Here is a 24,638-nt window from a genome sequence, read left to right as displayed (position 1 = left end):
GGCCGGACAGCCGGCGGGCGTTCGCCGCGCCGGTCCGGCAAGTCGCGCGATCCGAACCGAAACGCTTCGTTCAAACGCCGCTGCCTTCCGCGTGACGGCCGTCGCCTAGAAATCGGCGACCTTGCCCCATGCGGACGCGTCGAACCGGCCCGGCCGATACGGCAGCGGGTCCACGATCGGTTGCGCACCGGTGGCGAGATCCGCGATCAGGTGCCCCGCGCCGGGGCCGATGCCGAAACCGTGCCCGGAAAAGCCGGCAGCCAGGATCAACCCCGGCACGCCCGGCACTTCGCCGATCCCCGGAACGCCGTCCGGCGTGCTGTCGACGAAGCCGGCCCACGCATGCGTGATCGTTGCGTCGCGTAGCTCGGGCAGCAGCTCGACGGCGCGACGATAGGTTTCGGCGACCGTCGGCATATCGGGTTTCGGATCGAGGATGCGCACCTGCTCCATCGGGGTTGGCGCGTCGAGCCGCCACCGCTTCAGCGTTTCGTGTCCGCCGCGCACGCCCTCCAGGCCGCCCGGAAGCAGGTTGCGCCAGCGCTTGGCGAACATCGGCACGAACTGCGGGGCGAATCGCAGGAACTGCGGCGTCACGTCCACGCGCGCGCGGCCGCTGATGGCCAGCGCGTAGCGTCCGTCGCTGCGGCGCGTCACGGACACCCCCGACGTGTACATCGCATCGGGCAGCGGATGCTCGACCGGCGACACGCTCAGGATCGACTGACGGATCGACGCCTGCGGAAAACGGATGCCGAGCTGGCGGCAGAACGACGACGCCCACGCGCCGCCGGCAAGCACGACCGTCCGGGTCTTGATCACACCGGCTTCGGTGACGACCCCTGCGACACGCCCGCCCTCGAGTTCGATCCCGCGCGCCGCGCATTGCTGGTGCACGCTGCCGCCCAGCTTCATCAGCGCGGCCGCCACGGCCGGCGCGGCCTTCCCAGGGTCGGCCGTGCCGTCGGTCGGCGAGAACACGCCGCCCTTCCATGGCCGCCCGGTTGCGCGCCCGCGCTCGCCGGCCTGCTTGCTGTCGAGCATGTACGTCGTCACGCCCGCGGTCTTCGCGAAGTCGCCCCAGCTGGCCCAGCGGGACAGCTCGGCCTCGTCATTGCTCAGGTACAGCAACCCGCAACGATGAAAGCCCGTGTCTTCGCCGGATTCGGCGGCGAATCGCTCCCACAGATCGATGCTCTTGCTGGCCATCGGCAACTCGCGCTCGTCGCGGTTCTGCTGCCGGCACCAGCCCCAGTTGCGGCTCGACTGCTCGGCACCGATCCGGCCCTTCTCTACCAGCGCGACCGACACCCCGCGCCGGGCCAGGTAGTACGCGGTAAAGACGCCGATGATTCCGCCGCCGATCACGACGACGTCGGCCGAAGCCGGCAGCGTGGGCGAAGTTTCTATTTGGCGCAGCGGAGGGGACATGTTCAGTCTCGTTCGGTGGATACGTGGACGTTCTGCACGACGTAGAATTTCGCCACGCGCTCGCGGCTTTCCCACCCGATCGGTGCGCCGCGCGGCACGAACAGCGCATCGCCGGCGCCGAGCGACAGCACGCTGCCGTCGGGCGCGGCGAACCGTACGCTGCCGGCCAGCAGGAACATGAACTCGTTCACGCGATGCGGGCGAACGATGCGGTGATAGGGCGTCGAATCCCACGTGCCCGCGCAGTACTCGGCGCCGTCGTCGATGAACACGTTGTCGCTGCGGCATTGCGGTGCGGGCCCGAGCAGCACCTCCGCCGGCAGCGACGACGACGGCTTGAAGTCCGCATCGGCGCTCAGCGGAAAGCATCCTCGCTTCGTCGGTTTCGCGCACGCGGCCGCGCAGAACATGAGAAGCACGCGCGATGCCGCGCTGACGCGAAGCGCCGTGCCGCCGCCGATGACGGCCCCGTCCCCCGGCCCCAGCACCAGCGGAGCGGCCCCTTCCGCTTCGAGCGTCAGCTCGCCTTCGACCACGACGAGGGTTTCAATGTGCGGATAGCTCGAGACGTCGAGCTCGCCAACGAAGCGGATCCGCCCCGCGGCCATCGAGTCGGGCCCTTCCCACGCGATCTCGCGATGTCGCGCGAAAGGATCGCGCTCGCCGAACGCCCGCATGTCGAACGCGGTTGAAGAAGGGCTGCCGTCGGCACGGTGCAACACGAAAACTGCGCTCATTCCTGCTCCTGTACTGTGCGCGCGGGCCGGGTGGAAAACCGCCGCGCGATATCGGAAATCGTCGTTTGCCGGCGCGTCGGCCGGCAACCCGCGGGCGGGCACGCCGCCCTTGCACCTACGCGACGTGACACGACGCTTCGCGGTGTTCGGCCCGCGGGCGGATCGCCGGCACGCGCGCCGGTGCGCCATCCGTGCGCGCGACCATGTAGTCGCGCGGCGTGATCCCGAGCACGCGCCGGAAATGCCGGCACAGATGGCTCTGATCGAAGAAGCCGACCTCGGTCGCCACGACCGACGGCGCCAGGCCGGCCCGCAACAGGTCCTGCGCCCGTCGCACCCGCACGAGGCACAGATACCGGTGCGGCGACAACCCGACTTCACTGCGAAAGCGCGCGGTGAAACGCGACACGCTCAATCCGGCCACGGCCGCGAGCGTGTCGAGGTTCAGCGGCTGCGCAAACGACGCATCGATCGTGCGGAGCACGTCGCCGATTGCCGGCGAGAGCGGGCAAACGAATCGTGCGTTCATGTCGAATCCTCCCGGGTCACGCGTTTCAATGCAGGAAATCCTGCATCCGGTAATACGCGCCGACGATGGGCAGGAACCACGCATGCCCGAAATGGCCCGGCATCGCCGGCCAGTCGAGCTCGCGCCACGGGTTCGACGCGGCTGCCCCGTACAGCACGTCGGCCATCACGCGGCCCATGTGCACCGACATCTGCACACCGTGGCCGCTGTAGCCCATCGAGTAAAAGAGTCCGTCGTGCTGGCCCGCGCGCGGCAGCCGGTCGGCGGTGATGTCGACCAGCCCGCCCCAGCAGTAATCGAGCCGCACGTCGGCCAGTTCCGGAAAATATCCGGCCATGCCCGCGCGCAGGACGTCGCCGCTTTTCGCGTCGGAGCGCGGGCTCGACATCGCAAAACGCGCGCGGCCGCCGAACAGCAGCCGGTTGTCGGGCGTCACGCGGAAGTAGTTGCCGATCTGGCGCGACGTCACGTACGCGCGGCGGTGCGGAAACAACCGGTTCAGTTGCGCGTCGGGCAGCGGCTCGGTGACGACGATGAAACTGCCGACCGGCGCGATGCGCCGCCGGAACCACGCGAACGGGCCGTGCTGCGACGCGCCGGTGGCGACCAGCACGCGGTCGGCGACGAGTGTGCCGCGCGCACAGGTGATCGTGTGCCGCTCGCCCCCGAGCCGTTCGAGCCGCGTGACGGCCGCCTGCTCGTAGATGCGCGCGCCGGCCCGCACCGCCGCCTGCGCGAGGCCGACGCCGAACTTGCCCATGTGCATCTGCACGCCGCGGCGCTGCAACAGCCCGCCGTGGAAACCGTCGGACGCGACTTCCTCGCGGATCCGCGCCGGCTCGATCAGTTCGATGTCCGGATCGACGTCCCGCCGCAATGCGTCGAACGTCTTCGCGAGCCCCGCGAAATGCTGCGGCTTCGCGGCGAGCTTCAGCTTGCCCGCCCGCCGGAAATCGCAGTCGATCGCGTGCTCGGCCACGATCGTCTCGACGCTCTTCACCGCGTTTTCGTACGCGCGATAGAACTGCTTGGCGGGTTCGGCGCCGATTCGCGCGGCCAGCGACGCGTAGTCCTGCGCCACGCCGGTGTTGCACTGGCCGCCGTTGCGGCCCGACGCTTCGCCTGCGATCTGCGCGGCCTCGAGCACGACCACCGAGACGCCGCGCTGCGCCAGCGCAAGCGCCGCGGACAGGCCGGTGAAGCCGCCGCCGATCACGGCCACGTCGGCGCGCCCTTCAACGGGCCCCTCGCAGCCGGCGCGAAACGCGGGGCGGGTATCCAGCCAGTACGATTCGAATTTCATCGGATCCTTCTCGAGCATTCGGCACCGACGATCGGCGACCGTCCGTTGCAAGCCATTTAATCACCATCGAAAAGCGCAGTTGCCGCGTATTCACGCACGGCGCGCGCACGATTCACCGTTTTGCACGACCGCCGCAGCACACTATGCGGAAGGCCGCTCGCCGGGCGCCGCGCACGCGATGCATGGACGCCGCCGCGCGTTACAGGCGCACCGGCTGCACCGGCACGTCCGCCCCAGCCGGCTCGGCCTGGAAGCGCGCGAGATCGTCCTCGCTGCGATGGCACAGCACCTGCGCGCCGTTCCCGAGCGTGCGCAGGACCGGCGCCGTGCGATTGCACACGCCGTCCACCCGCATCGCGCAGCGCGACAGGAACGGGCACAGCTCCGCATCGTCCGCGCTCGCGCCGATCGGCACGAGCGGCCGATGGCAACGCTCGGCCGCACCGTCGAGCCAGCCCGCGCGCAGTTCCGGCGCGGACGACACGAGCAGGTGCGAATACGGGTGATAGGGCGGCGCGCACAGCGCATCGCGGCTGCCGGTCTCGACCCGCCGGCCCGCGTACAGCACGACGATCTCGTCGCTGATCGCGCGCACCTTCGCGATGTCGTGCGTGATGAATATGTACGACACGCCGAGCTTCGCCTGCAGGTCGCGCAACAGGTCCATGATCGCGGCGCCCACCACCGTGTCGAGCGCCGACGTGACCTCGTCGCACAGGATCAGGTCGGGCTCGGCCGCGAGCGCGCGCGCGAGGTTCACGCGCTGCTTCTGTCCGCCGGACAGCTCGCCCGTGCGCCGCGCGGCGACCGTCTGCGGCAGCCGCACGAGTTCGAGCAGTTCCGCGACGCGCTGCCGCGCACGCGCCCCCTTGATCCCGTGATAGAACGCGAGCGGCCGCGCCAGCGTGCGCTCGACGGTATGCACCGGGTTGAGCGCGGTATCGGCGTTCTGGAACACGATCTGCACGCGGCGGTGCTGCTCCTTGGTGCGCTTGCCGATGTCGCGCGCGAGCGGCTCGCCGTCGAGCAGGATCTCGCCGCCCGTCGCCGGCACGAGGCCCGCGATCACCTTCGCGAGCGTCGTCTTGCCGGAGCCGGATTCGCCGATCACGCCGACCGTCTGCCCGCGCCCGATGCGCAGGTCGACTTCGTGCAGGATCACCTTCGCGGGCCAGCCCTTCGCGGTCCGGCCGCCATAGCCGGCGATCGCGCCGCGCAGGTCGAGCAGGTGCGCCGGCGCGGCGGGCGCCGCTTTCGCATCGTGCCCGGCATCGTCCGGCGTGACCGCCGCGATCAGGCTCTGCGTGTACGGGTGCGTCGGCGCATGCAGGATCTGTTCGGTCTCGCCCGCCTCGCGGATCACGCCGTCGCTCAGCACGACGATCCGGTCGGCCATCTGCGCGACGACCGCGAGATCGTGCGACACGTATACGGCGCTCATCCCGTAGCGCCGGATCACGCTCTTGAAGGCCTGCAGCACGTCGATCTGCGTGGTCACGTCGAGCGCCGTGGTCGGTTCGTCGAGGATCACCAGCTCCGGATCGGTGATCAGCGCCATCGCGGCCATGAGCCGCTGCAACTGGCCGCCCGACACCTGGTGCGGGTAGCGCCTGCCGATCGTCTCCGGCTCCGGCAGCGCGAGCGCGCGGAACAGCTCGACCGCCTTCGCCTGCGCATCGCGCTTCGTCATCGTCTTGTGGATCAGCGCGCTCTCGATCACCTGGTCGAGGATCGTGCGCGACGGATTGAACGCGGCAGCGGCGCTCTGCGCGATGTACGCGACCCTGCGGCCGCGCAGCGCGGCCAGTGCAGGCGCGGACAACGTACAGACGTCGGTGCCGCCGAGCTTCACGGAGCCGCCGGCGATCCGGCAGCCGGCGCGCGCATGCCCCATCAGCGACAGCGCGATCGTCGTCTTGCCCGACCCGGATTCGCCGATCAGCGCGAGCACCTCGCCGCGCCGGATCTCGAAGTCGACGCCGTGGACGATCGTCGTTTCCTCGCCGCCCGGCCGGCCGCCGACCACACGCAGCCCGCGCACCTCGACGAGCAGATTCGATTCGTGTTGCATCAGTGCCCTCCCGCGGCGCCCGCAGCGCCCTTGCGGCGGCCGCGATGCGGCAGGCCGTCGATCAACAGGTTCACGCCCACCGTCAGGATCGCGATCGCGACCGCGGGCATGATCGCGACGGCCGAGCCGTCGCCGAGGCTCGCGATGTTCTCGCGCACGAGCGAGCCCAGATCCGCGTACGGCGGCTGCACGCCGAGCCCCAGAAAGCTGAGGCCGCTCAGCAGCAGCACGACGAACGTGAAGCGCAGCCCGGTATCGGCGAGCATCGGGTGAATCATGTTCGGCAGCATCTCGACGCACGCGATGTACAGCGCGCTTTCGCCGCGCGCCCGCGCGACCTGGACGAATTCGAGCGTGCTGATGTTGACGGCCAGCGCGCGCGCGATCCGGTACGAGCCCGGCATGTAGCTGACCGCGGCGGTGAGGACCAGCAGCGGCAGCGACGAGCCGAACGCGGCGACGAACATCAGCGCGAACATCTTCGACGGAATCGACGTGAGCGCATCGAGCAGCCGGCTCATCGTCTCGTCGACCGCGCGGCCCGACACGGTCGCGAGCAGCCCGAGCGTCGTGCCGGTCAGCGCGGCGAGCAGCACGGCCGCGAGCGCGAGCAGCACGGTCAGCCGCGTGCCGTACAGGATCCGGCTCAGCATGTCGCGGCCGAGGAAATCCGAGCCGAACGGCAGCTTCGCGCTGAACGGCGCGAACACGTCCTGCGTGACGATCGTGCCGACGTCGTGCGGCGCGAGCAGCGGTGCGAACACGGCGATGAACAGCATCAGGCCGACCATCGACAGGCCGACGCGACCGCCGGCCGTCAGCTTCATGCGCGCGGCGCGGCGCTTGCGCGGCCGATCGGGGGCGGGCGCGGCGGGCGGCGGCGAGCCGCCCCACGGTGGGCGCTGCTCGCCGGACGGCGGCAGCGCGCTGCTGCGTTGAACGGGTTCGGTCGGTTGCATGGGCGGCATCTCGGTAGAAGGACGGCAACCTGTCAGGTGCGCAGTCGCGGGTTCGACACGATCGAGCACAGGTCGGCAAACAGCACGAGCGTCAGGTACGCGACGCAGAAGATCAGCGTGCACGCCTGGATCAGCGGGAAATCGCGGTTGCCGACGGCATCGACCATCAGGCTCGCGAGGCCCGGATAGTTGAAGATCGTCTCGACGACGATCACGCCGCCGAGCAGATACGACAGGCTCAGGGCGACCGCGTTGGCGATCGGCCCGATCGCGTTCGGCAGCGCATGGCGCAGCACGACGCGCGCGGGGCTCGCCCCCTTGAGCACGGCCATTTCGACATACGACGCGCTCAGCTGCTCGATCACCGCGGCGCGCGTCATGCGCGCCATCTGCGCGATCACGACCGCGCACAGCGTCAGCACCGGCATCGCATACGCGCGCAGGAAGTCGTGCACGCTGTCGATCGGGCCGCTGTACGACAGCGCGGACAGCCAGTGCAGCTTCACGGCCAGCACGAGCACCGCGACCGTCGCGATCAGGAACTCCGGCGTCGCGACGAGCGACAGCGTGCCGAGGCTGATCACGCGATCGATCACCGACTCGCGCTTGACCGCCGCGAGGATCCCGAGCAGCAGCGCGATCGGCACCGACACGGCCGTCGTGATCGCCGCGAGCGCGAGCGACTTCGGCAGGCGCCCGCCGATCATGTCGGACACCGGCATGTCGCCGGACAGCGAACGGCCGAAATCGCCGTGCAGCAGCCCCGCGAGCCAGTGCAGGTAGCGCACGTGGGCCGGCATGTCGAGGCCGAACTGCTGGCGCAGCGCGGCGACCGTCTCCGGCGTCGCCGACTGGCCGAGCGCGGCCTGTGCGGCGTCGCCCGGCAGCAGGTTCGTGATCGTGAAGATGATCGCGGACACGATCAGCAGCGTCAGCGCGGTCACCGCGATGCGCCGGCCGATCAGCCCGAGCAGGATTCGGTTCATGGAGCGGCACTCCCGAAAAGGCCGCGCGCAGCCGGTGCGGTTTCCCGCACCGGTCGCGCCACGGCGGCAAGCGTCGGCATCAGGCGTTCCACCACACGTGCTCGGCGAACATGAAGCCCATCATCCCGCCGGTCGGCACCGAGCCGAGGCCCGCGAGCCGCTTGTCGTACCCGTCGAGGAAGCTGATGAACGCCGGAATGCCGACCCGGCCCTGCTGCGCGACGATCGCCTGCATCTCGCCGTACATCTGCTTGCGCTTCGCGTCGTCGGTCTCGGAGCGCGCGGCGAGCAGCAACTGGTCGAACTTCGTGTTCTTCCAGCCCGACTCGTTCCACGGCGCATCCGACTTGAAGAACTGCGTGAACAGCACGTCGGCGCTCGAGCGCGGGTTGATGTTGCCGAAGCCGAGCGGATGCTTCATCCAGTGGTTCGACCAGTAGCCGTCGGGCGACACGCGGTTCACCTGCAGGTTCAGTCCGATCTTCTGGCCGGCCTGCTGCAGCAGCACGGCCATCTCGATCGACCCGTTCGCATCCGACGTCGCGTAGATCGGCGGCAGCGCGGCGCCGAGCGCACCGGCCTTCTGGAACAGGAACTTCGCCTTGTCCGGATCGTGCGGGCGCTGCGGCAGCGACGCATTGAAGTAGCGATGCCCCGGCGGGATCGGCTGGTCGTTGCCGATCACCGCGTAGCCGCGGAACACCGCCGAGCGGATCTGCTCGCGATCGAACAGGTACTTCATCCCCTCGACGAAATCGGGATGGGCGGTGATCGGGTTTTCGCTGCGCATGATCAGGTCGGTATAGAGCCCCGACTTGGTTTCCTTCAGCGCATAGCCGGGCGTCGACGCGACCCGCTGCGTCGAGCGCGGGTCGATCGAGTTGATCAGGTGCACGTCGCCCGACAGCAGCGCGTTCAGGCGCGCGGCGCTGTCGCTGATGCCGATCAGCTCGATCTCGTCGAGGTACGGCATCCCGGGCTTGAAGTAGCTGTCGTTGCGCACGCCGACGGTCGATACCCCCGGCTTGAACGACTTGAGCTTGTACGGCCCGCAGCCGATACCGGTCGAGAAGTCGGTCGTGCCGTCCTTGACGATCACGAGCTGCGGCGTCGCGAGGATCACCGGCAGGTCGGCGTTCGCGCTGGCCAGCGTGAGCGTGACCTCGTCCGGACCGCTCGCCTTCACGTCGGCGAACTGGTCGGCGAGCGTCTTGACCTTCGATGCGGTGGCCGCGTTCTTGTGGCGCATCAGCGAGAACACGACGTCGGCCGGCCCGACCGGCTTCCCGTCGTGGAACGTGACGCCCTTGCGCAGCTTGACGATCCACGTCTTCGCGTCGGTCGTCTGCAGCGACTCGGCGAGATTCATCTGCGGCGTCAGGCTCGCATCGAGCTGCGTGAGGCCGCTGTAGAACATGAAGAAGCGAATGTAGTCGGCGCCGGTCGAGCCCTTGGCCGGATCGAGCGTATCGGCCGTCGAACTGGATTCGTTCGCGACCCGGATCTTGCCGCCGCGCTTCGGCGCCGGCGCGGCGAACGCCGACTGCGCATTCATCAGCAGCCCGCCGCCGCCGACGGCCATCATGCCGCTCGCCGCCATGACCCGCATCATGTCGCGGCGCGTGAAACCGCCCTTGTCGATATCGTCGTTCATCCGAACTGCTCCTGACTGTGGAAAGTGGGTCCTGGGGTCCAGCGTGGTTCGATCATCCCGTTGCGCCCGCCTGCTGGTGGCCGGCGCAACGTCTTGCACATGAAGTTCATTTAAGCATCGCCAAAATGCGGGTTGTCGCGATTCGGGGCGGCCGCACGACACGAATCAACCGTTTTGGGTAGGCTGCGCAGCATGAATTGCTGCGTGCGTATACGTCATGTCACGCCGCGTCACGCCACGCCCCGGCGCGTCACGCCGTTTGGCCGACACCGTGCCGCGACGGCCGTGCCGACCCGCGATGCCCCCGCGCCGCGCGCCGCCCTCGCATGAAAGTTCAGACGATAGCCGGCGCCCGACGCGACCGATCCGGGCGCTGACCGCGGTGCGGGCGGCTTGCCCGGCGCCGCGCCCGCGCGTATCGACCGCCGGGCGGCAACGCAGGCGATCCCGGCCGGTTCGACGGCGCGCCGCGCGGCCGATACGCCGCCTACAGCCCGAGCTGCGTCGCGAGATGGCCGATGTCCGACACCTCGTAGTAGTTGTAGAACGGCGTGCCCGGCTCGTGGCCGCGGTTGACGAACGCCTTGTGCTTGATCCCGAGATCCTCGGCCGTCATCAGGTCGTAGCGCAGGCTCGACGACACGTGCAGCACATCCTCCGGCTGGCAGCCGAGCTGGCCGAACATGTATTCGAAGCCCTGCATCCGCGGCTTGTACGACTGCGCCTGTTGCGCGGTGAACACCGCATGGAACGGCGCGCCGAGCTTGTCGACGTTGCTCATGATCTGGTCGTCCGATGCGTTCGACAGGATCACCAGCTTGTATTTCTGGGCCAGTCGCGACAGGCCCGCGGGTACGTCCGGATGCGGGCCCCAGGTCGGCACCGCCAAATAGAAGCTTTCCGCCTCGGCTTCGTCGAACGTCACGCCGAGCCTGTTGCAGGTGCGGCGGATCGCGTTGACGACGACATCCCGGTACGGCTTCCATGCACCGAGCACCTCGTCGAGGCGATAGGCGGCGAACGCGCGCACGAACGCCTCGAGCGCGACCGGCGACAGCCGGTCCGCGTAAACCTCGCGCGCCATTTCCGCCATCCGGAAGCGGGTGAGCGTGCCGTAGCAGTCGAACGTGATGAACTTCGGTTCAAATTGGATCATGGTGACGTCCTGTCGGTGTGAAGCCCCGGCAGGGCCGGGGACGGGCTGGGTTGTATGAAATTGAATCAGGGCAAAAAATCCGCCGCGCGTCGTTCGATGCCGCTCAAAGCGCAGAATCGTCGCGTGTTGCGCGCCTCGCACGGCACGATCTGCGGCGGCCTTCATGGGGCGCACGGGCGGGTGCGTGATGCATGGCCGCTTCGGCGCCTTGCTTCAATCGTATTGCGTTCGAACGGCAGAAGCTGCCGGAATGACGGGTCGGGCCGGCACGAACCGCGCGTTCCCGCGCGCCGATCAGGCCGGTTTGCGTCGAACTCGCCCGACCGGCCGCCAGCACCGGAAAACAGGCGAATCGTCCTATCCGCACCGCCGTGTCGCTGGCACAGTGGGTGCATCGTTCCCACTCATCCGGAGTCCGGCGTGTCCGACCTCAATCCTTCCAGCACGCTTACCTATCGCCCGTTCGCCGAAGCCGACCTGCCCGCCGCGCATCGGCTGTCGGAGGCAGTCAAGTGGCCGCACCGGCTCGACGACTGGCGCTTCGTGTTCCAGCTCGGCGGCGGCTTCGTCGCCGAGGACGAAACCGGCATCGTCGGTACCGCACTGGGCTGGCGCTTCGGCGAAGCGCACGCGTCGCTCGGCATGGTCATCGTGTCGCCCGAGCGCCAGGGCCGCGGCATCGGGCGCGAACTGTTTTCCCGCGTGCTCGACAGCCTCGGCTCGCGAACCATTTTTCTGCATGCGACGCCGGCGGGCGAACCGCTGTACGCGAAGTTCGGATTCGAAGCGATCGATACGATCGATCAGCACCAGGGCGCCGCGTTCCAGCCGCCGCTGATATCGCTGCCGCCCGGCGAGCGCCTGCGGCCCCTCGGCGCAAACGACGGCCCGCGGCTTGCCGCGCTCGCGTCGCGGGCCGCGGGCTATCGACGCGACGCGGTGATCGAGGCGCTGCTCGGCGTCGCGAACGGCATCGCACTCGACCGCGACGGCGAACTGCTCGGCTTCGCGCTGTTTCGCCGTTTCGGCCGCGGCCACGTGATCGGCCCGGTGGTCGCACCGGACACGCTGCGCGCACAGGCGCTGATCAGCCACTGGCTCGCGCTGCATGAAGGCATGTTCGTGCGGCTCGACGTGCCGGGCGACAGCGGGCTGTCGGACTGGCTTCAAGGGCTCGGGCTGCCGCGCGTCGATACCGTCGTCGCGATGGCGCGCGGGGCGACGCCCGAACGCGACCCCGCGCTGCGCGCGTTCGCGATCGTCAGCCAGGCGCTCGGCTGAACGGCACGCCCGATGAGCTTCCTCTACAAGGCCGACCCGGTGCGCGGCACGCAATGGGCGCAGCGCTTCGCGCAACAGGCGCCCGACCTCGCGTTCCGGATTTGGCCGGACATCGGCGATCCGCACGACGTCCGCTACCTCGCCGCATGGCAACCGCCTGACGATCCGGCCGCGCTGCTGCCGAACCTCGAGGTCGTGTTCTCGGTCGGCGCGGGCATCGACCAGTTCGACCTGTCGCGCGTGCCTGCTCACATCCCGGTCGTGCGGATGATCGAGCCCGGCATCGTCGAAGGCATGGTCGAGTATGTGACGCAGGCCGTGCTGACGATTCACCGCGACCTGTTCGACTATGCGGCGCAGCAACGCGCGCAGGTGTGGCGCGAGAAGCCGGTGCGCGCGGCCGCGTCGCGGCGCGTCGGCGTGCTCGGGCTCGGCACGCTCGGCCAGGCCGTGCTCGATACGCTGCGGCGCTTCGGGTTCCCGTGTGCCGGCTGGAGCCGCACGCCGCGCACGCTCGACGGCATCGACTGCTACGCGGGCGACGCGGCGCTCGACGCGTTCCTGGCCCGCACCGACGTCCTGATCTGCCTGCTCCCGCTCACCGACAGCACCCGCGGCCTGCTGGGCGCGCGCGTGTTCGATGCGCTGCCGGCCGGCGCGTCGCTCGTGCAGGCCGGGCGCGGGCCGCAGCTCGATGCGGCCGCCCTGCTCGCCGCGCTCGACAGCGGCCGGCTCGACAGCGCGATCCTCGACGTGACGGACCCCGAACCGTTGCCCGCCGGCCATCCGTTCTGGACGCATCCGCGGATCCGGATCACGCCGCACATCGCGAGCGCAACGCGGCCCGATACCGCGGTGGACGCCGTGCTCGCGAACCTCGCGCGGCATCGCGCGGGGCAGCCGATGATCGGCGTCGTCGATCGCGCGCGCGGCTACTGACGCGCGCCTCCGGTGCGGCGGGGTGCGCAGCAGAAAATGCCGAAGCACCCCGTGCAAACGCCGTATCCATACGTTTCGGGCAGCGAATTGAAGGCACAGGCGAATGGCTCGCCCGGTAGCATGAACTCACCGCTGACACCCGACGAGAGTCCCGCCTTCCCATGAACCACGCCACGCTGATCGAAGCCGATCGTCAACACCTGATCCACCCCGTCGTCAACTATCGTGCGCACGAGGCGCGCGGCGTCACCGTGCTCGAATCCGCCGAAGGCGTGTTCCTGCGCGACGCCGACGGCCATACGCTGCTCGACGCGTTCTCTGGCCTGTGGTGCGTGAACGTCGGCTACGGCCGCGCCAGCATCGTGAAGGCCGCCGCCGAGCAGATGGCGCAGCTGCCCTACGCGACCGGCTATTTCCATTTCGGGTCGCGGCCGGCGATCGAGCTCGCCGAACGGCTCGCGGCGCTCGCGCCGCCGTCGCTGAACCGTGTGTACTTCACGCTCGGCGGTTCGGATGCGATCGACTCCGCGGTGCGCTTCATCACGCACTATTTCAACGCGACCGGCCGGCCGTCGAAAAAGCAGATGATCGCGCTCGAACGCGGCTATCACGGTTCGTCGACGATCGGCGCCGGCCTCACCGCGCTGCCCGCGTTCCATCGCCATTTCGACCTGCCGCGCGCCGACCAGCACCACATCCCGTCGCCCTACCCGTACCGCCATCCGCTCGGCGACGATCCGCAGGCGCTGATCGCCGCGTCGGTCGCCGCGCTCGAAGCGAAGGTGGCCGAACTGGGCGCGGACAACGTCGCGGCATTCTTCTGCGAGCCCGTGCAGGGCTCCGGCGGCGTGATCGTGCCGCCGGCCGGCTGGCTGAAGGCGATGCGCGACGCGTGCCGGCGCCTCGGCATCCTGTTCGTCGCCGACGAGGTGATCACCGGCTTCGGCCGGACGGGCCCTTTGTTCGCGTGCGAAACCGAGCGCGTCGAACCCGACCTGATGACCGTCGCGAAAGGCTTGACCGCCGGCTATGCGCCGATGGGCGCGGTGCTGATGTCCGACGAAATCTACGAGGGGATCGCGGGCAGCCGCGCCGAATCGGCCGTGGTCGGCCACGGCTACACCTATTCCGCGCATCCGGTCAGCGCGGCGATCGGCCTCGAAGTGCTGAAGCTCTATCACGAAGGCGGGCTGCTCGCGAACGGCCAGGCGATGGCGCCCCGCTTTGCCGCAGGCCTCGACGCGCTGCGTGCGCATCCGCTCGTCGGCGACGCGCGCTCGGTCGGCCTGCTCGGCGCGCTCGAGCTGGTGGCCGACAAGGCACGCAAGACGCGCTTCGACCCGGCACTGAACGTGCCGGACAGGATTGCCGCCGCCGCGTATGCAAACGGCGTGGTGTTCCGTGCGTTCGGCGACGGCGTGCTCGGTTTCGCACCGGCGCTGAGCTTCACCGCGGGCGAGTTCGACCTGCTGTTCGAGCGCGTGCGCAAGACGCTCGACGACGTGCTGGCCGAACCCGGCGTGCAGCGCGCGCTCGACGCCGCACACGCGCAGCCGGCGTGAGCGCGACAAGGGTAAGCGGGGCTTGTGACGGCCCCGGTTCGACTCTAAAGTAACCGGACATTCCATTTTTGCCCTCTCACGGACCATGACGGACAGCAAGCTGGATCGCATCGACCTGCGCATCCTCTCCCAGTTGCAAAAGCGCGGCCGCATGACCAACGTCGAACTGGCCGACGCGGTCGGGCTGTCGCCCAGTCCCTGCCTGATCCGCGTCAAGCGGCTCGAGAAGGCCGGCTACATCGGCGGTTACGGCGCGCACATCCAGCTCGAGAAGCTCGGCGACGTGCAGGTCGTATTTACCGAGGTCACGCTGGCCGACCACCGGCGCGAGGACTTCGACCGTTTCGTCGCGGCGATCCGCAATGTCGACGAAATCGTCGAGTGCCATCTCGCAAGCGGCGGCTACGACTATCTGCTGAAGTTCATCACGCGCAGCGTCAGCCATTACCAGACGATCATCGAGGGCCTGCTCGAGCAGAACATCGGCATCGAGAAGTATTTCAGTTACGTGATCATCAAGTCGCCGTTCGTCAAACGGCACTATCCGCTCGAATCGCTGTTCGGCGACCGGCATTGACGGACAGCGTGCGGCATCCACGAACGCGGCAGCCATGCCGTCCGCGTGGAGTCGTCGCGCGCCCGCGCCGCCGCGCACCGCCGCCGAACCGCTTCATCCAAGGACCTGTCATGCCACTCACGCTGTCCCGCTCCGAACTCCTGCGCACCGCCAACCTGATCGACGGCGCCTGGCGCGATGCGCTCGACGGCCGCCGCTTCGCCGTCACCGATCCGGCAACGCTCGACACCGCCGCTGAAGCACCCGACAGCGGCGCGGCCGACGCCCACGCGGCGACCGACGCGGCCGCGCGCGCGCTGCCCGCCTGGCGCGCGACGCCCGCTCGCGAACGGGCGGCGATCCTGCGCACTTGGCACGCGGCGATCGTCGCGCATACCGAGGATCTCGCGAAGCTGATGTCCCGCGAACAGGGCAAGCCGCTCGCCGAAGCGCGCGGCGAAGTCGCCTACGGCGCGTCGTACGTGCTGTGGTTCGCCGAGGAAGCGACGCGCACGTACGGCGACCTGATTCCGCAGCAGCAGCGCGGTAAACGCCTCGCCGCGGTCAAGGAGCCGATCGGCATCGTCGCCGCGATCACGCCGTGGAATTTCCCGCTCGCGATGATCGCGCGCAAGATCGCGCCCGCACTCGCGGCCGGCTGCACCGTGGTCGCGAAGCCGGCGGAGGACACGCCGCTGACCGCGCTCGCGCTCGCGTTCCTCGCGCAGGAAGCGGGCGTGCCGGCCGGCGTGCTGAACATGATTTCCGCGTCCCGCGAGCGCGGCATCGATGCCGTGGCCGACTGGCTCGCCGACAGCCGCGTGCGCAAGATCACGTTCACCGGATCGACGCTCGTCGGCAAGCTGCTCGCGCGCGAATCGGCCGCGACGCTGAAGAAGCTGTCGCTGGAGCTCGGCGGCAACGCGCCGTTCATCGTGTTCGACGATGCCGAGCTCGACGCGGCAGTCGACGGGCTGATGGCCGCCAAGTTCCGCAACGGCGGCCAGACGTGCGTGTCGCCGAATCGCGTGTACGTGCAGGCCGGCGTCTACGACGCGTTCGCCGCGAAGCTCGCGGCGCGCGTCGCCGCGTTGAAGGTCGCGCCGGCGACCGACCCGGCCGCGCAGATCGGCCCGATGATCAACGCGCGCGCGGTCGACAAGATCGCGCGCCACGTCGGCGACGCCATCGAGCGCGGCGCGCGCGTCCTGGCCGGCGGCAAGCGCCTGCCCGAACTCGGCCCGAACTTCTACGCGCCGACGGTGCTCGCCGACGCCACCGCCGCGATGCAACTGAACTGCGAGGAAACCTTCGGCCCGATCGCCGCACTGTTTCGCTTCGATACCGAGGACGAAGCCGTCGCCGCCGCGAACGACACGCCGTTCGGGCTCGCCGCGTATTTCTACACGCAGGACGTGCGACGCATCGCGCGCGTGTCGGCACGGCTCGAAACGGGCATCGTCGGGATCAACGAAGGCGCGCTCGCGAGCGAGGCCGCACCGTTCGGCGGCGTGAAGGAATCGGGCTATGGCCGCGAAGGTTCGCGCTACGGCCTCGACGACTACCTGTCGATCAAGTACCTGTGCCAGGGCGGGCTCGACTGACAGTGCACGGATGCGTGCAACGCCGGCAAGGCAGGATCGCGGGAATCATGGACAATACTGCGCATCTGAGATGCGGAGGCTTGCCCGTGGGAATCAACTTCGATTTGAACGACTTGCAGGCGTTTCGCGCGGTCGTGGAAACGGGCAGTTTCCGCAAGGCCGCGGAGACGGTGAGCATTTCCCAGCCGGCGCTGAGTCGTCGGATCGACAAGCTCGAGGAAGCGCTCGGCGTGCGCCTCTTCGAGCGCACCACGCGTCGCGTCACGCTCACCACGGTCGGCCGCGTGTTCGCCCAGAGCGCCGAACAACTGCTCGACGATCTCGACGCCGCGCTGCTCGGCATTCGCGACGTGTCGTCGAGCCGCCTGGGCCATGTGACCATCGCATGCGTGCCCTCGGTGGCCTACTACTTTCTGCCCGCGATCATCGCGCGCTATCATCAGCGCTTTCCGCGCATCCGGGTCAAGCTGCTGGACGCGGGCGCGAATGAGGTGCTGGGTGCCGTCATCAGCGGCGAGGCCGACTTCGGCGTGAGCTTCATCGGCAGCCAGGAAGCCGAGATCGAGTTCAAGGTGTTGCTCCAGGAGCGCTTCGTCGCCGCGTGCCGCCGCGACCATCCGCTCGCGCGCAAGAAGCGCGTGACCTGGAACGAACTGTACGAGCACGATTACGTGGCGGTGGACAAGACGTCCGGTAACCGTCTGCTGCTCGACCAGGCGCTGGCCGCCGTGGCGCCGCGCGGGCCGAGCGTGTGCGAAGCGCGCCACGTGACGACCCTGCTCGGATTGATCGAGGCGGGGCTCGGCGTCGCCGCGGTGCCCTCGATGGCGATGCCCGGGCACGACCACCCCGTTCTCACGAGCGTGCCGCTCGTCGAGCCGGTCGTCAAACGGCGCGTGGGCATCGTCAAGCGGCGCGGACGTCCGCTCACGCCGGCCGCCGAAGCGTTTCATCGGATGATCGTCGACGCGAAGCGCGGCGGCATCGCGAGCAGCGGTGCATCGGCATGACAACGACACGAAAGACCCGAAGGAAGATCGTCCCGTGAGGTTGGCCAAGCTGCTCAAATCGCTCTATGTGCAGGTGCTGCTTGCGATGCTGCTCGGCGTGAGCGTCGGTCACGCATGGCCGGGCGCAGGCGCCATGCTCAAGCCCCTCAGCGATGCGTTCGTCGGCCTGGTGCGGATGACCATCGCGCCGATCGTCTTCTGCACGATCGTCTCCGGCATCACGTCACTTGCGGACGGGAAGGCAATCGGCCGCACGATCGTTCGGGCCATGGCGCTCTTCTATTCGCTGACCGCCGTCGCGCTCGCGATCGGGCTCGTCACCGCGTTCGTGCTGCGACCGGGCGCCGGCCTGCACATCGACGTGCACCATCTCGATTCGAGCATCCTCGCGCAGTACGCGAAGGACGCGCAGCCACGCGGGCTCGTGGCGTTCGGGTTGAGCGTGATTCCCGATACGATGCTTGGCGCGTTCGAGAAAGGCGAGGTGTTGCCGGTGCTGCTGCTGTCGCTGCTGTTCGGTTTCTCGCTGAATGCGCACCGGTCAGCCGGCCGGCCCGTTCTTGCGCTGATCGACGGGGTCGCCCAGGTCGTCTTTCGCGTGCTCGCGATGATCATGCGGCTCGCGCCGCTCGGCGCATTCGGCGCGATGGCGTTCACGGTGGGCCGCTTCGGTATCGGCTCGGTCGGCTCGCTGGCAAAGCTGATGCTGTCCTTCTACGCGGCATGCGCGCTGTTCGTCGCGCTGGTGCTCGCACCGCTCGCGCGCCTGCACGGCTTCGCGCTGTGGCGGCTGTTGCGCTACCTGCGCGAAGAGCTGCTCATCGTCCTCGCGACGTCCTCGTCGGAGCCCGTTCTGCCGCGCCTGATCGTCAAGCTGACGTCGCTCGGTTGCGACCGGGGCGTCGTCGGGCTCGTGCTGCCGGCGGGCTATTCGTTCAACCTGGACGGCACCGCGATCTATCTGACGCTTGCCGCGTTGTTTATCGCGCAGGCGTGCGACGTGCCGCTTTCCGCGTCGCAGATCGCGATGATGCTCGCCGTCATGCTGCTCACGTCCAAGGGCGCGGCGGGTGTTTCCGGCAGCGGGCTGGTGGCGCTGGTCGCCACGCTCGCCGTCATGCCCGACCTGCCCGTTGCCGGGGTCGCCCTGCTGGTCGGTATCGATCGCTTCATGTCCGAGGCACGCGCGCTGACGAGCGTGATCAGCAATGCCTGCGCGGTCATCTTCGTGTCGATGTGGGAACGCGCGTGCGATCGCACGCTCCTTGCACAGCGGCTCGCCGTGGCCGGTTCAGCCTTCCCGAACGGGGCCGATCAAGGCCGCGTCGCGGCCGATGCCGACGGTAACGGGAAGGCCGCCTGACGCACGCCTTCCCGTCGGCCGGATTCAGTGAGCGGCAACGGAATCGAGTCCGGTCGACCTCACGTCCGCCTGCACCTCGGGCGACGCAAGATAATCGAGCAGCGCCTTCGCTTCCTTCGGATGCTGCGCACCGACGGGAATGCCGGCGGCGAAGCGCGTGACCGACTGCAGCGATTCGGGAATCTTGCCGACGAAGGTCGCGCCCTTGACCGGCAGCAACTCGCTCACCTGCTGGAAGCCGATTTCGTAGTCGCCGTTCGCCACGACCGACGCCACCGGAATCCGCGGAATCATCTTCGCCTTCGACTTCACCTGATCCTCGATGCCGAGCTTCCTGAACAGCTCGCGTTCGATATACACGCCGCTCGCGCTGTCCGAATAGGCGATCGACCTGGCGTGCAGCAGCGCCTGCTTCAGCCCTTCGGGGGAGCTGATGTCGGGCTTTGCCGCGCCGTCGCGCACGACCATGCCGATACGCGAATCGGCCAGCTCGACCCGGGATCCGGGGATGACCTTGCCCTGCCTGATCAGTTCGTCGAGTGCGTAGCCGACCATGATCACCGCGTCGGCGGGCTCGCCGCGCGCGAGCCGGTTCGGAATCGCTTCGGGCGACTTGCCCATCGACGGACCGAGCGCGGTATCGAGCGTATTGCCCGTCGTCGACTCGAACCGGGGGCCGAGCAGCGTGTAGGCGGCGGTGAAGCCGCCCGAGCTCATCACGTGCAGTTCGGCGGCCTGCACGTTGGTCGCCGCCGCGCTAGCGGCGACAAGCGCGGTCGCGCAACATTTCAGGAACAGGTTTCTCATGGTCGTGGTCGTGGTCGTGGTCGTGGTCATGGTCGTATGGATTCGCGTGGGTTCGTGGGGTTTGCCGAGCATCCCGATGGGTTAGCGCATCAATGCGCCGGCGTCAGCGTCGCGGCACGGGGGCGATAGAGCGCGAACGTCGCAAGCAGCGCGCACACCGCGGCGAAGCTCATCCAGTATCCCGGCGCGGCCTTGTCGCCCGTCATGTGAATGAGCGCGGTCGAGATGGCCGGCGTGAAGCCGCCGAACACGGCCGTCGCAAGGCTGTAGGCGAGCGAGAAGCCCGCGACACGCACCTGCACCGGCATCACTTCCGTGAGCGCGACGACCATCGCGCCGTTGTAGATCCCGTACATGAACGAGAGCCAGAGGAGCACGAGCAGCATGTTGACGAACGACGGCGCGTGCGCGAGCAACGACAGCGCCGGGTAGGCGGTCACGATGGTGAGCACCGTCATGGCGACCAGAAGCGGCCGGCGGCCGATCCGGTCGGACAGCGCACCGCCGATCGGCAGCCACACGAAGTTCGACACGCCGACGCACAGCGTCACGAGCAGGCTGTCGGCGGTGCTCAGATGCAGCACCGTCTTGCCGAAGGTCGGCGCGTAGACCGTGATCAGATAGAAGCTCGTGGTGGTCATCGCGACCAGCATCATGCCGGCCGCCACGACGCCCCAATTCCGGACCAGCGTCCCGAACACTTCCTTCATGCCCGGACGATGCGTGCGCGCCTTGAACGCCTGGGTTTCCTCCAGATTGCGGCGCAGCATGAAGATGAACGGCACGATCATGCAGCCGACGAAGAACGGCACGCGCCATCCCCATGCGGCGATGGCCGACGTGCTCAGCCATTGATTCAGGGCAAAGCCCAGGCCCGCCGCGACGACGATCGCGACCTGCTGGCTGGCGGACTGCCAGCTCGTGAAGAAGCCCTTGCGGCCGGGCGTCGCCAGCTCGGCGAGATATACCGATACCCCGCCCAGTTCCGCGCCGGCGGAGAAGCCCTGCAGCAGCCGGCCGAGCAGCACGAGCGCGGGTGCCAGCAGGCCGATCGTCGCGTAGCCCGGCACGAACGCGATCAGGATGGTGCCGCTCGCCATGATGGACAGCGTGACGATCAGGCCCTTGCGGCGGCCGACGTCGTCGATGTACGCGCCCAGCACGATGGCACCCAGCGGCCGCATCAGGAAGCCGGCGCCGAACACGGCGAAGGTCATCATCAGCGATGCGAACTCGCTTTGCGCGGGAAAGAAGACGTTGGCGATCTGCGTGGCGTAGAAGCCGAACAGGAAGAAGTCGAACTGCTCGAGAAAATTCCCGGCTGTGACGCGGAAGACCGCAGCGGCCTTCGAACGTTCGGTCGGAAGGCTGGACGAGGGGTGCATCGGGGTGTCTCCTGAAAATCCAGAAATACGCGGGGGGCGGACGATTGTCGTTTTCCGCCATGTTCGCTTGGCGTCAGGCAAACGATAAGTGCAATTTTTGGAAGGATTGATGTTGATTGGTTATCAATCGGCGCGCGGGCGGCGCACGTGGCGGGACAGGGTTCCGGACGACAGCCAATGAAAAAGGGCCGGTCAGTACATCGACCGGCCCTGCCATCTACGATCACTGACGATCACTGCCCCGCAGCCGCCTCGATCGCGTCCGTGTCCCACTTCCCGCGTCGCGTTGCCTCGGCCAGCATCCCCAAGGTCAGCGGCCGTCGCTCCGGGTGCCGAAGGCGCTTCACGAGCAGCCCGATGAGTGACGACAGCAGTGCCTGGCCTTCGGGGCCAAAATAGCGCCGGTACGGGAATCCTCGGGCGTCGACGCCGAATGTCGCTGCCCACCGGTCGATGAACTCCACCCCGTCGAGGCCCGTGATGCCGAGATCCTGCTCAAGCCGCGATTCCGGTTGCACGCTCAGCTTGCTGCCGAACACCGGCCGCCCGAGTTCCTCGCGTGTGAAGGCTTCCAGGCGTTCCCAGGTATCGTCTTCCATGGCTCAGAGCACCCGGTCCTCGGGCTTCACGATTCGATTGTAGGTCGACACGGTGTTGTGCGTGATCAGGTAGGCGTCGAGCGCCAGGAATACCTCGCCCACCACGGGGATCGCCCGACCGACCCACGCACCGAGGCGGCGAGTAAAGGCGATCCGGATACCGGACAACCCGCCACCCGTGATCGTCGGCAGGCGAAACGGCAACGTTTGAGGGAGCAACTTCCGAGCGGCAACGGAGGCGACGGACGTGCCCGGTGTAGCGCCGGCGAACTTGCCGGGGACTGGGACGTCAGCCTGATCGAGAAACATCGCTGACGCAGCGGCGAGATTGTCCAGGCCGAGTTGCTTGCGTGTCTCGTCGAACGCGACCAAGGCAAAGACGTCGACGGGCCGCAAATCCTGCCAGGTGCCGTAGGTGTACCTGTTTTCATTCATTCATTTTTCTCCTGATCCAGCAAGGGCGCTGCTCTCCCAGCGGGTACCCCCTGCGAAGGCGACACTTTACCGCATCGCCTGGAACGGCCCGAGGCCGGGCGCGAGCGGCACGTTCGAGAACGCGGGCTTGCCCGGCAGGCCGAGCGTCCCCCCCGACGCCGCCCGACTTGCCGAGCCGCTTCAGCGCCGGCAGCGGGCCGCCCTCGCCGATCGCGATCGTGCCCGCGAGCGCCCGGGTTTCCCGGCCTCCGCCGGCTGCCCACTCGTCGATCGCCTGCGTGTGGCCGGCCCTGCTCTGCTTAACGGCACCGGCGGGAAGACATTGCGTCATGCAGAACGGCGGGCGCTTCCTCCATCGGTGCCTCGTCCACCGGTTCCGGAGACTGTCCGCACGGCATGCCTGCGCTTGACGCGGCCCGGCGTGAGCGGCCGCCACACCGTCGGGCCACCGGATCGCCTTGCTCGATCTCCCCAGGCTCGGTCGCACACGTTTGCGCCCCGGCACGCGATCGCACGCACGCGGCTGGCCGCCATGCGGGCCTTGATTTTCAGTTAACCGTGCCGTTAACCCGGATTTGAACCGGGCCGGCGTCATTGCAGCCGGCTTCCCTTACGAGCGCGAGCATGCCCGCATTCACCTCGATCGAGAAAATTGCCGACTGGGCCGGACGTCACCCGCTTGTCGTCGGGGCGGCGGGCACGCTGATGTCGCTTGCAGCACTCGGGATCAGCGCGGCGACTCTGTGGGCAGGACGAAACGAAGCCATCGAGCACGCGCATGAAACGTCGCGCAACGTGGCAGCCGTGCTGGTGAGCCAGATCGCACGCACCGTCGAAACGTCGAACAACGCGCTGCTCGCACTGGCCTCCGATCTCGGCAATCCCGCGGTACGGCGCATGGATGCAGGGCTGCGACACGATCTGCTGTTCGAGCGCACCGCGGCCCAATATGTCACCGGCATGGGCGTGACCGACAAGCGCGGCCAGTTGATCGACGGATGCTGCGGCACGATCCACCGTTGGGATTTCAGCGATCGCGACTACTTCAAGGTCCATCGCGATGCAGACAACGTCGGCCTCTACGTGTCCGAGGTCTATCGCGCGCGCTCGCGCGCCGGCAAGGAATCCATCGCGCTGTCGCGGCGCATCGAGCGGCCCGATCACACGTTCAACGGGATCGCGGTGGTCGCCATCGACCTCGCCTATTTCGATCAGCTGCTGTCCCGCCTCGATGTCGGGCCGAACGGGGTCAGCGCGATCCTGCGCGCGGACGGCACGATCCTGTCGAGAAATCCGGCGTTGAACGACAACCAGATGAATAACCTGCGTCGCTCGAAATCATTCGAGCGGATGGTGAACAGTGAATCGGGCTTCTATCCCGCGCGCTCGAGCATCGACGGCACCGTGCGGCTGTATACGTACCAGCGGGTGCCGGGCACGCCGCTGATCGCCGTCGTCGCGCCGGCGGAGCGCGACGTGCTGGCGGGCATTACGCGCCTGTCGTGGACGGCCGGCGTATTGGCGACCGTGATCAGCGCGCTGTTTTGCGCGGTGGTATGGCTGCTTGCGTTTGCGCTGCAGGGCAACCTGCGCAAACAGACGCTGCTCACGGATCTCACGCGGACCGATCCGCTGACCGGCCTGTGCAACCGCCGCGCGCTCGATATCGCGCTGGCCGACGAATGGGAACGGCTGCAGCGGGGCAGCAACGGCAGCCTGTCGATCCTGTTCATCGACGCCGACCACTTCAAGCAGTACAACGACCGGTATGGGCATGCGGAAGGCGATACGGCGCTGCGCTTTCTCGCCGACTGCATCCGCACCCATACGCGTCGACGCGGCGATCTCGCCGCCCGGTATGGCGGCGAGGAGTTCGTCGCGGTATTGCCGGATACGGACGAACACGGCGCCGCGCGGGTCGCGGAGGCGATTCGCCGAGAAGTCGAACGCAACCGGCTCGACGGGTTTGCGCAACCTGTTCCAGCCTTCACCGTCAGCATCGGCTGCGCGACCGGCCATCGCGCGCGCCCCGCGTCCGTGCATGCGCTGTCGCGCCAGGCCGACATGGCACTGTATCGCGCGAAGCGCGAAGGCAGGAATCGGGTGTGTTGCGCGGAACCGGAGCAACTCACTCGCCTGGCTTGACCGGCCACGGACCGGGTCTGCTTTGTTCGGCGGTTGACGACCCGCAAACGATAGTGTCATACGCCGGTCCTCAATTGTTCATGCGCCGTTCCGATAATCAGGAAAACTATTCGATGTCAATAAAAC

The 24,638-nt window shown here is 68.3% G+C and carries 21 protein-coding genes and 1 pseudogene; 8 read left to right on the top strand and 14 right to left on the bottom strand.

Translation table 11 applies throughout. From position 1 onward, the window contains the following. Positions 1-105: 105 nt before the first annotated feature. The 9 genes from LGN17_RS27260 to LGN17_RS27220 all read right to left on the bottom strand — a co-directional run bounded on the left by LGN17_RS27260 (position 106) and on the right by LGN17_RS27220 (position 10,826). The gene (locus LGN17_RS27260; protein ID WP_226199842.1) at positions 106-1,431 is read right to left on the bottom strand and encodes an NAD(P)/FAD-dependent oxidoreductase; all 1,326 of its coding nucleotides are present in this window, start codon (positions 1,429-1,431) and stop codon (positions 106-108) included. A 2-nt stretch (positions 1,432-1,433) separates the two neighbouring features. Beyond that, entirely contained in the window at positions 1,434-2,168 is a 735-nt protein-coding gene (locus LGN17_RS27255; RefSeq protein ID WP_226199840.1) for a cupin domain-containing protein, read from the bottom strand. Positions 2,169-2,283: 115 nt separating this feature from the next. Further along, positions 2,284-2,697, bottom strand: a complete 414-nt coding sequence (locus tag LGN17_RS27250) for a helix-turn-helix domain-containing protein (RefSeq protein ID WP_226199838.1) — start codon at positions 2,695-2,697, stop codon at positions 2,284-2,286. 25 nt (positions 2,698-2,722) lie between these two features. Further along, a complete protein-coding gene (locus LGN17_RS27245) occupies positions 2,723-4,000 on the bottom strand; it encodes an NAD(P)/FAD-dependent oxidoreductase (protein ID WP_226199835.1) in 1,278 nt (425 codons plus the stop codon). Between the two features lie 199 nt (positions 4,001-4,199). After that, entirely contained in the window at positions 4,200-6,071 is a 1,872-nt protein-coding gene (locus tag LGN17_RS27240; RefSeq protein WP_226199831.1) for an ABC transporter ATP-binding protein, read from the bottom strand. Then, positions 6,071-7,030 carry an ABC transporter permease gene (locus tag LGN17_RS27235; protein ID WP_175951872.1) on the bottom strand — a complete coding sequence of 320 codons (960 nt, stop codon included), beginning with the start codon at positions 7,028-7,030 and terminating at the stop codon, positions 6,071-6,073. The genes LGN17_RS27240 and LGN17_RS27235 overlap by 1 nt, the downstream gene beginning before the upstream one ends. Positions 7,031-7,062: 32 nt before the next feature. Continuing rightward, positions 7,063-8,016: an ABC transporter permease gene (locus tag LGN17_RS27230; protein ID WP_175970279.1), complete on the bottom strand. Its 954-nt coding sequence runs from the start codon at positions 8,014-8,016 to the stop codon at positions 7,063-7,065. Positions 8,017-8,095: 79 nt separating this feature from the next. Further along, the gene (locus LGN17_RS27225; protein ID WP_226199827.1) at positions 8,096-9,670 is read right to left on the bottom strand and encodes an ABC transporter substrate-binding protein; all 1,575 of its coding nucleotides are present in this window, start codon (positions 9,668-9,670) and stop codon (positions 8,096-8,098) included. A 487-nt stretch (positions 9,671-10,157) separates the two neighbouring features. Further along, the gene (locus LGN17_RS27220) at positions 10,158-10,826 is read right to left on the bottom strand and encodes a haloacid dehalogenase type II (protein WP_226199824.1); all 669 of its coding nucleotides are present in this window, start codon (positions 10,824-10,826) and stop codon (positions 10,158-10,160) included. A gap of 420 nt (positions 10,827-11,246) precedes the next feature. Between LGN17_RS27220 and LGN17_RS27215 the strand changes: the two genes are divergently transcribed. The 7 genes from LGN17_RS27215 (at position 11,247) to dctA (ending at position 19,141) form a co-directional block, all read left to right on the top strand. After that, positions 11,247-12,107 (top strand): GNAT family N-acetyltransferase, encoded by an 861-nt coding sequence (locus tag LGN17_RS27215; protein ID WP_175951868.1) that lies wholly within the window; start codon positions 11,247-11,249, stop codon positions 12,105-12,107. 12 nt (positions 12,108-12,119) lie between these two features. Continuing rightward, positions 12,120-13,046 carry a 2-hydroxyacid dehydrogenase gene (locus LGN17_RS27210; protein ID WP_226199822.1) on the top strand — a complete coding sequence of 309 codons (927 nt, stop codon included), beginning with the start codon at positions 12,120-12,122 and terminating at the stop codon, positions 13,044-13,046. A 161-nt stretch (positions 13,047-13,207) separates the two neighbouring features. Further along, entirely contained in the window at positions 13,208-14,608 is a 1,401-nt protein-coding gene (locus LGN17_RS27205) for an aspartate aminotransferase family protein (protein ID WP_226199820.1), read from the top strand. A gap of 85 nt (positions 14,609-14,693) precedes the next feature. Continuing rightward, positions 14,694-15,185 carry an Lrp/AsnC family transcriptional regulator gene (locus LGN17_RS27200; protein WP_226199818.1) on the top strand — a complete coding sequence of 164 codons (492 nt, stop codon included), beginning with the start codon at positions 14,694-14,696 and terminating at the stop codon, positions 15,183-15,185. 110 nt (positions 15,186-15,295) lie between these two features. Then, entirely contained in the window at positions 15,296-16,768 is a 1,473-nt protein-coding gene (locus tag LGN17_RS27195; protein WP_226199816.1) for an NAD-dependent succinate-semialdehyde dehydrogenase, read from the top strand. Between the two features lie 86 nt (positions 16,769-16,854). Then, positions 16,855-17,778 carry a LysR family transcriptional regulator gene (locus tag LGN17_RS27190; RefSeq protein WP_226200002.1) on the top strand — a complete coding sequence of 308 codons (924 nt, stop codon included), beginning with the start codon at positions 16,855-16,857 and terminating at the stop codon, positions 17,776-17,778. Between the two features lie 34 nt (positions 17,779-17,812). Beyond that, positions 17,813-19,141: a C4-dicarboxylate transporter DctA gene (gene dctA, locus LGN17_RS27185; RefSeq protein ID WP_226199813.1), complete on the top strand. Its 1,329-nt coding sequence runs from the start codon at positions 17,813-17,815 to the stop codon at positions 19,139-19,141. A gap of 24 nt (positions 19,142-19,165) precedes the next feature. Here dctA and LGN17_RS27180 read toward each other — a convergent pair whose 3' ends face one another. The 5 genes and pseudogenes from LGN17_RS27180 to LGN17_RS27160 all read right to left on the bottom strand — a co-directional run. Continuing rightward, positions 19,166-19,948 carry a substrate-binding domain-containing protein gene (locus LGN17_RS27180; protein ID WP_226199810.1) on the bottom strand — a complete coding sequence of 261 codons (783 nt, stop codon included), beginning with the start codon at positions 19,946-19,948 and terminating at the stop codon, positions 19,166-19,168. Positions 19,949-20,037: 89 nt separating this feature from the next. Continuing rightward, a complete protein-coding gene (locus LGN17_RS27175) occupies positions 20,038-21,333 on the bottom strand; it encodes an MFS transporter (RefSeq protein ID WP_226199807.1) in 1,296 nt (431 codons plus the stop codon). Between the two features lie 233 nt (positions 21,334-21,566). Next, positions 21,567-21,932: a DUF1493 family protein gene (locus LGN17_RS27170; protein WP_226199804.1), complete on the bottom strand. Its 366-nt coding sequence runs from the start codon at positions 21,930-21,932 to the stop codon at positions 21,567-21,569. A 3-nt stretch (positions 21,933-21,935) separates the two neighbouring features. Further along, complete coding sequence (locus tag LGN17_RS27165; RefSeq protein WP_226199802.1) at positions 21,936-22,367, bottom strand: STM2901 family protein; 432 nt, start codon at positions 22,365-22,367, stop codon at positions 21,936-21,938. Positions 22,368-22,451: 84 nt separating this feature from the next. Continuing rightward, positions 22,452-22,656 (bottom strand): annotated as a pseudogene (locus tag LGN17_RS27160) (chemotaxis protein); the annotation flags it as partial. A gap of 335 nt (positions 22,657-22,991) precedes the next feature. Between LGN17_RS27160 and LGN17_RS27155 the strand changes: the two are divergent. Next, entirely contained in the window at positions 22,992-24,512 is a 1,521-nt protein-coding gene (locus LGN17_RS27155; protein WP_226199800.1) for a sensor domain-containing diguanylate cyclase, read from the top strand. The last annotated feature ends 126 nt before the right edge of the window (positions 24,513-24,638 follow it).

The organism is Burkholderia sp. AU30280, assembly GCF_020420125.1.
In the GTDB taxonomy this organism is placed as follows: Bacteria; Pseudomonadota; Gammaproteobacteria; order Burkholderiales; family Burkholderiaceae; genus Burkholderia.
The sequence above is the reverse complement of the archived record's forward strand: the minus strand, read 5'-3'. Positions and strand labels throughout refer to the sequence as shown.

What these genes read in the sequence shown, in the direction of transcription:
- LGN17_RS27230 (WP_175970279.1), bottom strand. Translation starts at nt 8,016, where the DNA reads ATGAACCGAATCCTGCTCGGGCTGATCGGCCGGCGCATCGCGGTGACC.
- LGN17_RS27170 (WP_226199804.1), bottom strand. Translation starts at nt 21,932, where the DNA reads ATGGAAGACGATACCTGGGAACGCCTGGAAGCCTTCACACGCGAGGAA.
- LGN17_RS27240 (WP_226199831.1), bottom strand. Translation starts at nt 6,071, where the DNA reads ATGCAACACGAATCGAATCTGCTCGTCGAGGTGCGCGGGCTGCGTGTG.
- LGN17_RS27210 (WP_226199822.1), top strand. Translation starts at nt 12,120, where the DNA reads ATGAGCTTCCTCTACAAGGCCGACCCGGTGCGCGGCACGCAATGGGCG.
- LGN17_RS27175 (WP_226199807.1), bottom strand. Translation starts at nt 21,333, where the DNA reads ATGCACCCCTCGTCCAGCCTTCCGACCGAACGTTCGAAGGCCGCTGCG.
- LGN17_RS27205 (WP_226199820.1), top strand. Translation starts at nt 13,208, where the DNA reads ATGAACCACGCCACGCTGATCGAAGCCGATCGTCAACACCTGATCCAC.
- LGN17_RS27245 (WP_226199835.1), bottom strand. Translation starts at nt 4,000, where the DNA reads ATGAAATTCGAATCGTACTGGCTGGATACCCGCCCCGCGTTTCGCGCC.
- LGN17_RS27155 (WP_226199800.1), top strand. Translation starts at nt 22,992, where the DNA reads ATGCCCGCATTCACCTCGATCGAGAAAATTGCCGACTGGGCCGGACGT.
- LGN17_RS27250 (WP_226199838.1), bottom strand. Translation starts at nt 2,697, where the DNA reads ATGAACGCACGATTCGTTTGCCCGCTCTCGCCGGCAATCGGCGACGTG.
- LGN17_RS27260 (WP_226199842.1), bottom strand. Translation starts at nt 1,431, where the DNA reads ATGTCCCCTCCGCTGCGCCAAATAGAAACTTCGCCCACGCTGCCGGCT.
- LGN17_RS27200 (WP_226199818.1), top strand. Translation starts at nt 14,694, where the DNA reads ATGACGGACAGCAAGCTGGATCGCATCGACCTGCGCATCCTCTCCCAG.
- LGN17_RS27225 (WP_226199827.1), bottom strand. Translation starts at nt 9,670, where the DNA reads ATGAACGACGATATCGACAAGGGCGGTTTCACGCGCCGCGACATGATG.
- LGN17_RS27180 (WP_226199810.1), bottom strand. Translation starts at nt 19,948, where the DNA reads ATGAGAAACCTGTTCCTGAAATGTTGCGCGACCGCGCTTGTCGCCGCT.
- LGN17_RS27220 (WP_226199824.1), bottom strand. Translation starts at nt 10,826, where the DNA reads ATGATCCAATTTGAACCGAAGTTCATCACGTTCGACTGCTACGGCACG.
- LGN17_RS27255 (WP_226199840.1), bottom strand. Translation starts at nt 2,168, where the DNA reads ATGAGCGCAGTTTTCGTGTTGCACCGTGCCGACGGCAGCCCTTCTTCA.
- LGN17_RS27165 (WP_226199802.1), bottom strand. Translation starts at nt 22,367, where the DNA reads ATGAATGAAAACAGGTACACCTACGGCACCTGGCAGGATTTGCGGCCC.
- LGN17_RS27235 (WP_175951872.1), bottom strand. Translation starts at nt 7,030, where the DNA reads ATGCAACCGACCGAACCCGTTCAACGCAGCAGCGCGCTGCCGCCGTCC.
- LGN17_RS27195 (WP_226199816.1), top strand. Translation starts at nt 15,296, where the DNA reads ATGCCACTCACGCTGTCCCGCTCCGAACTCCTGCGCACCGCCAACCTG.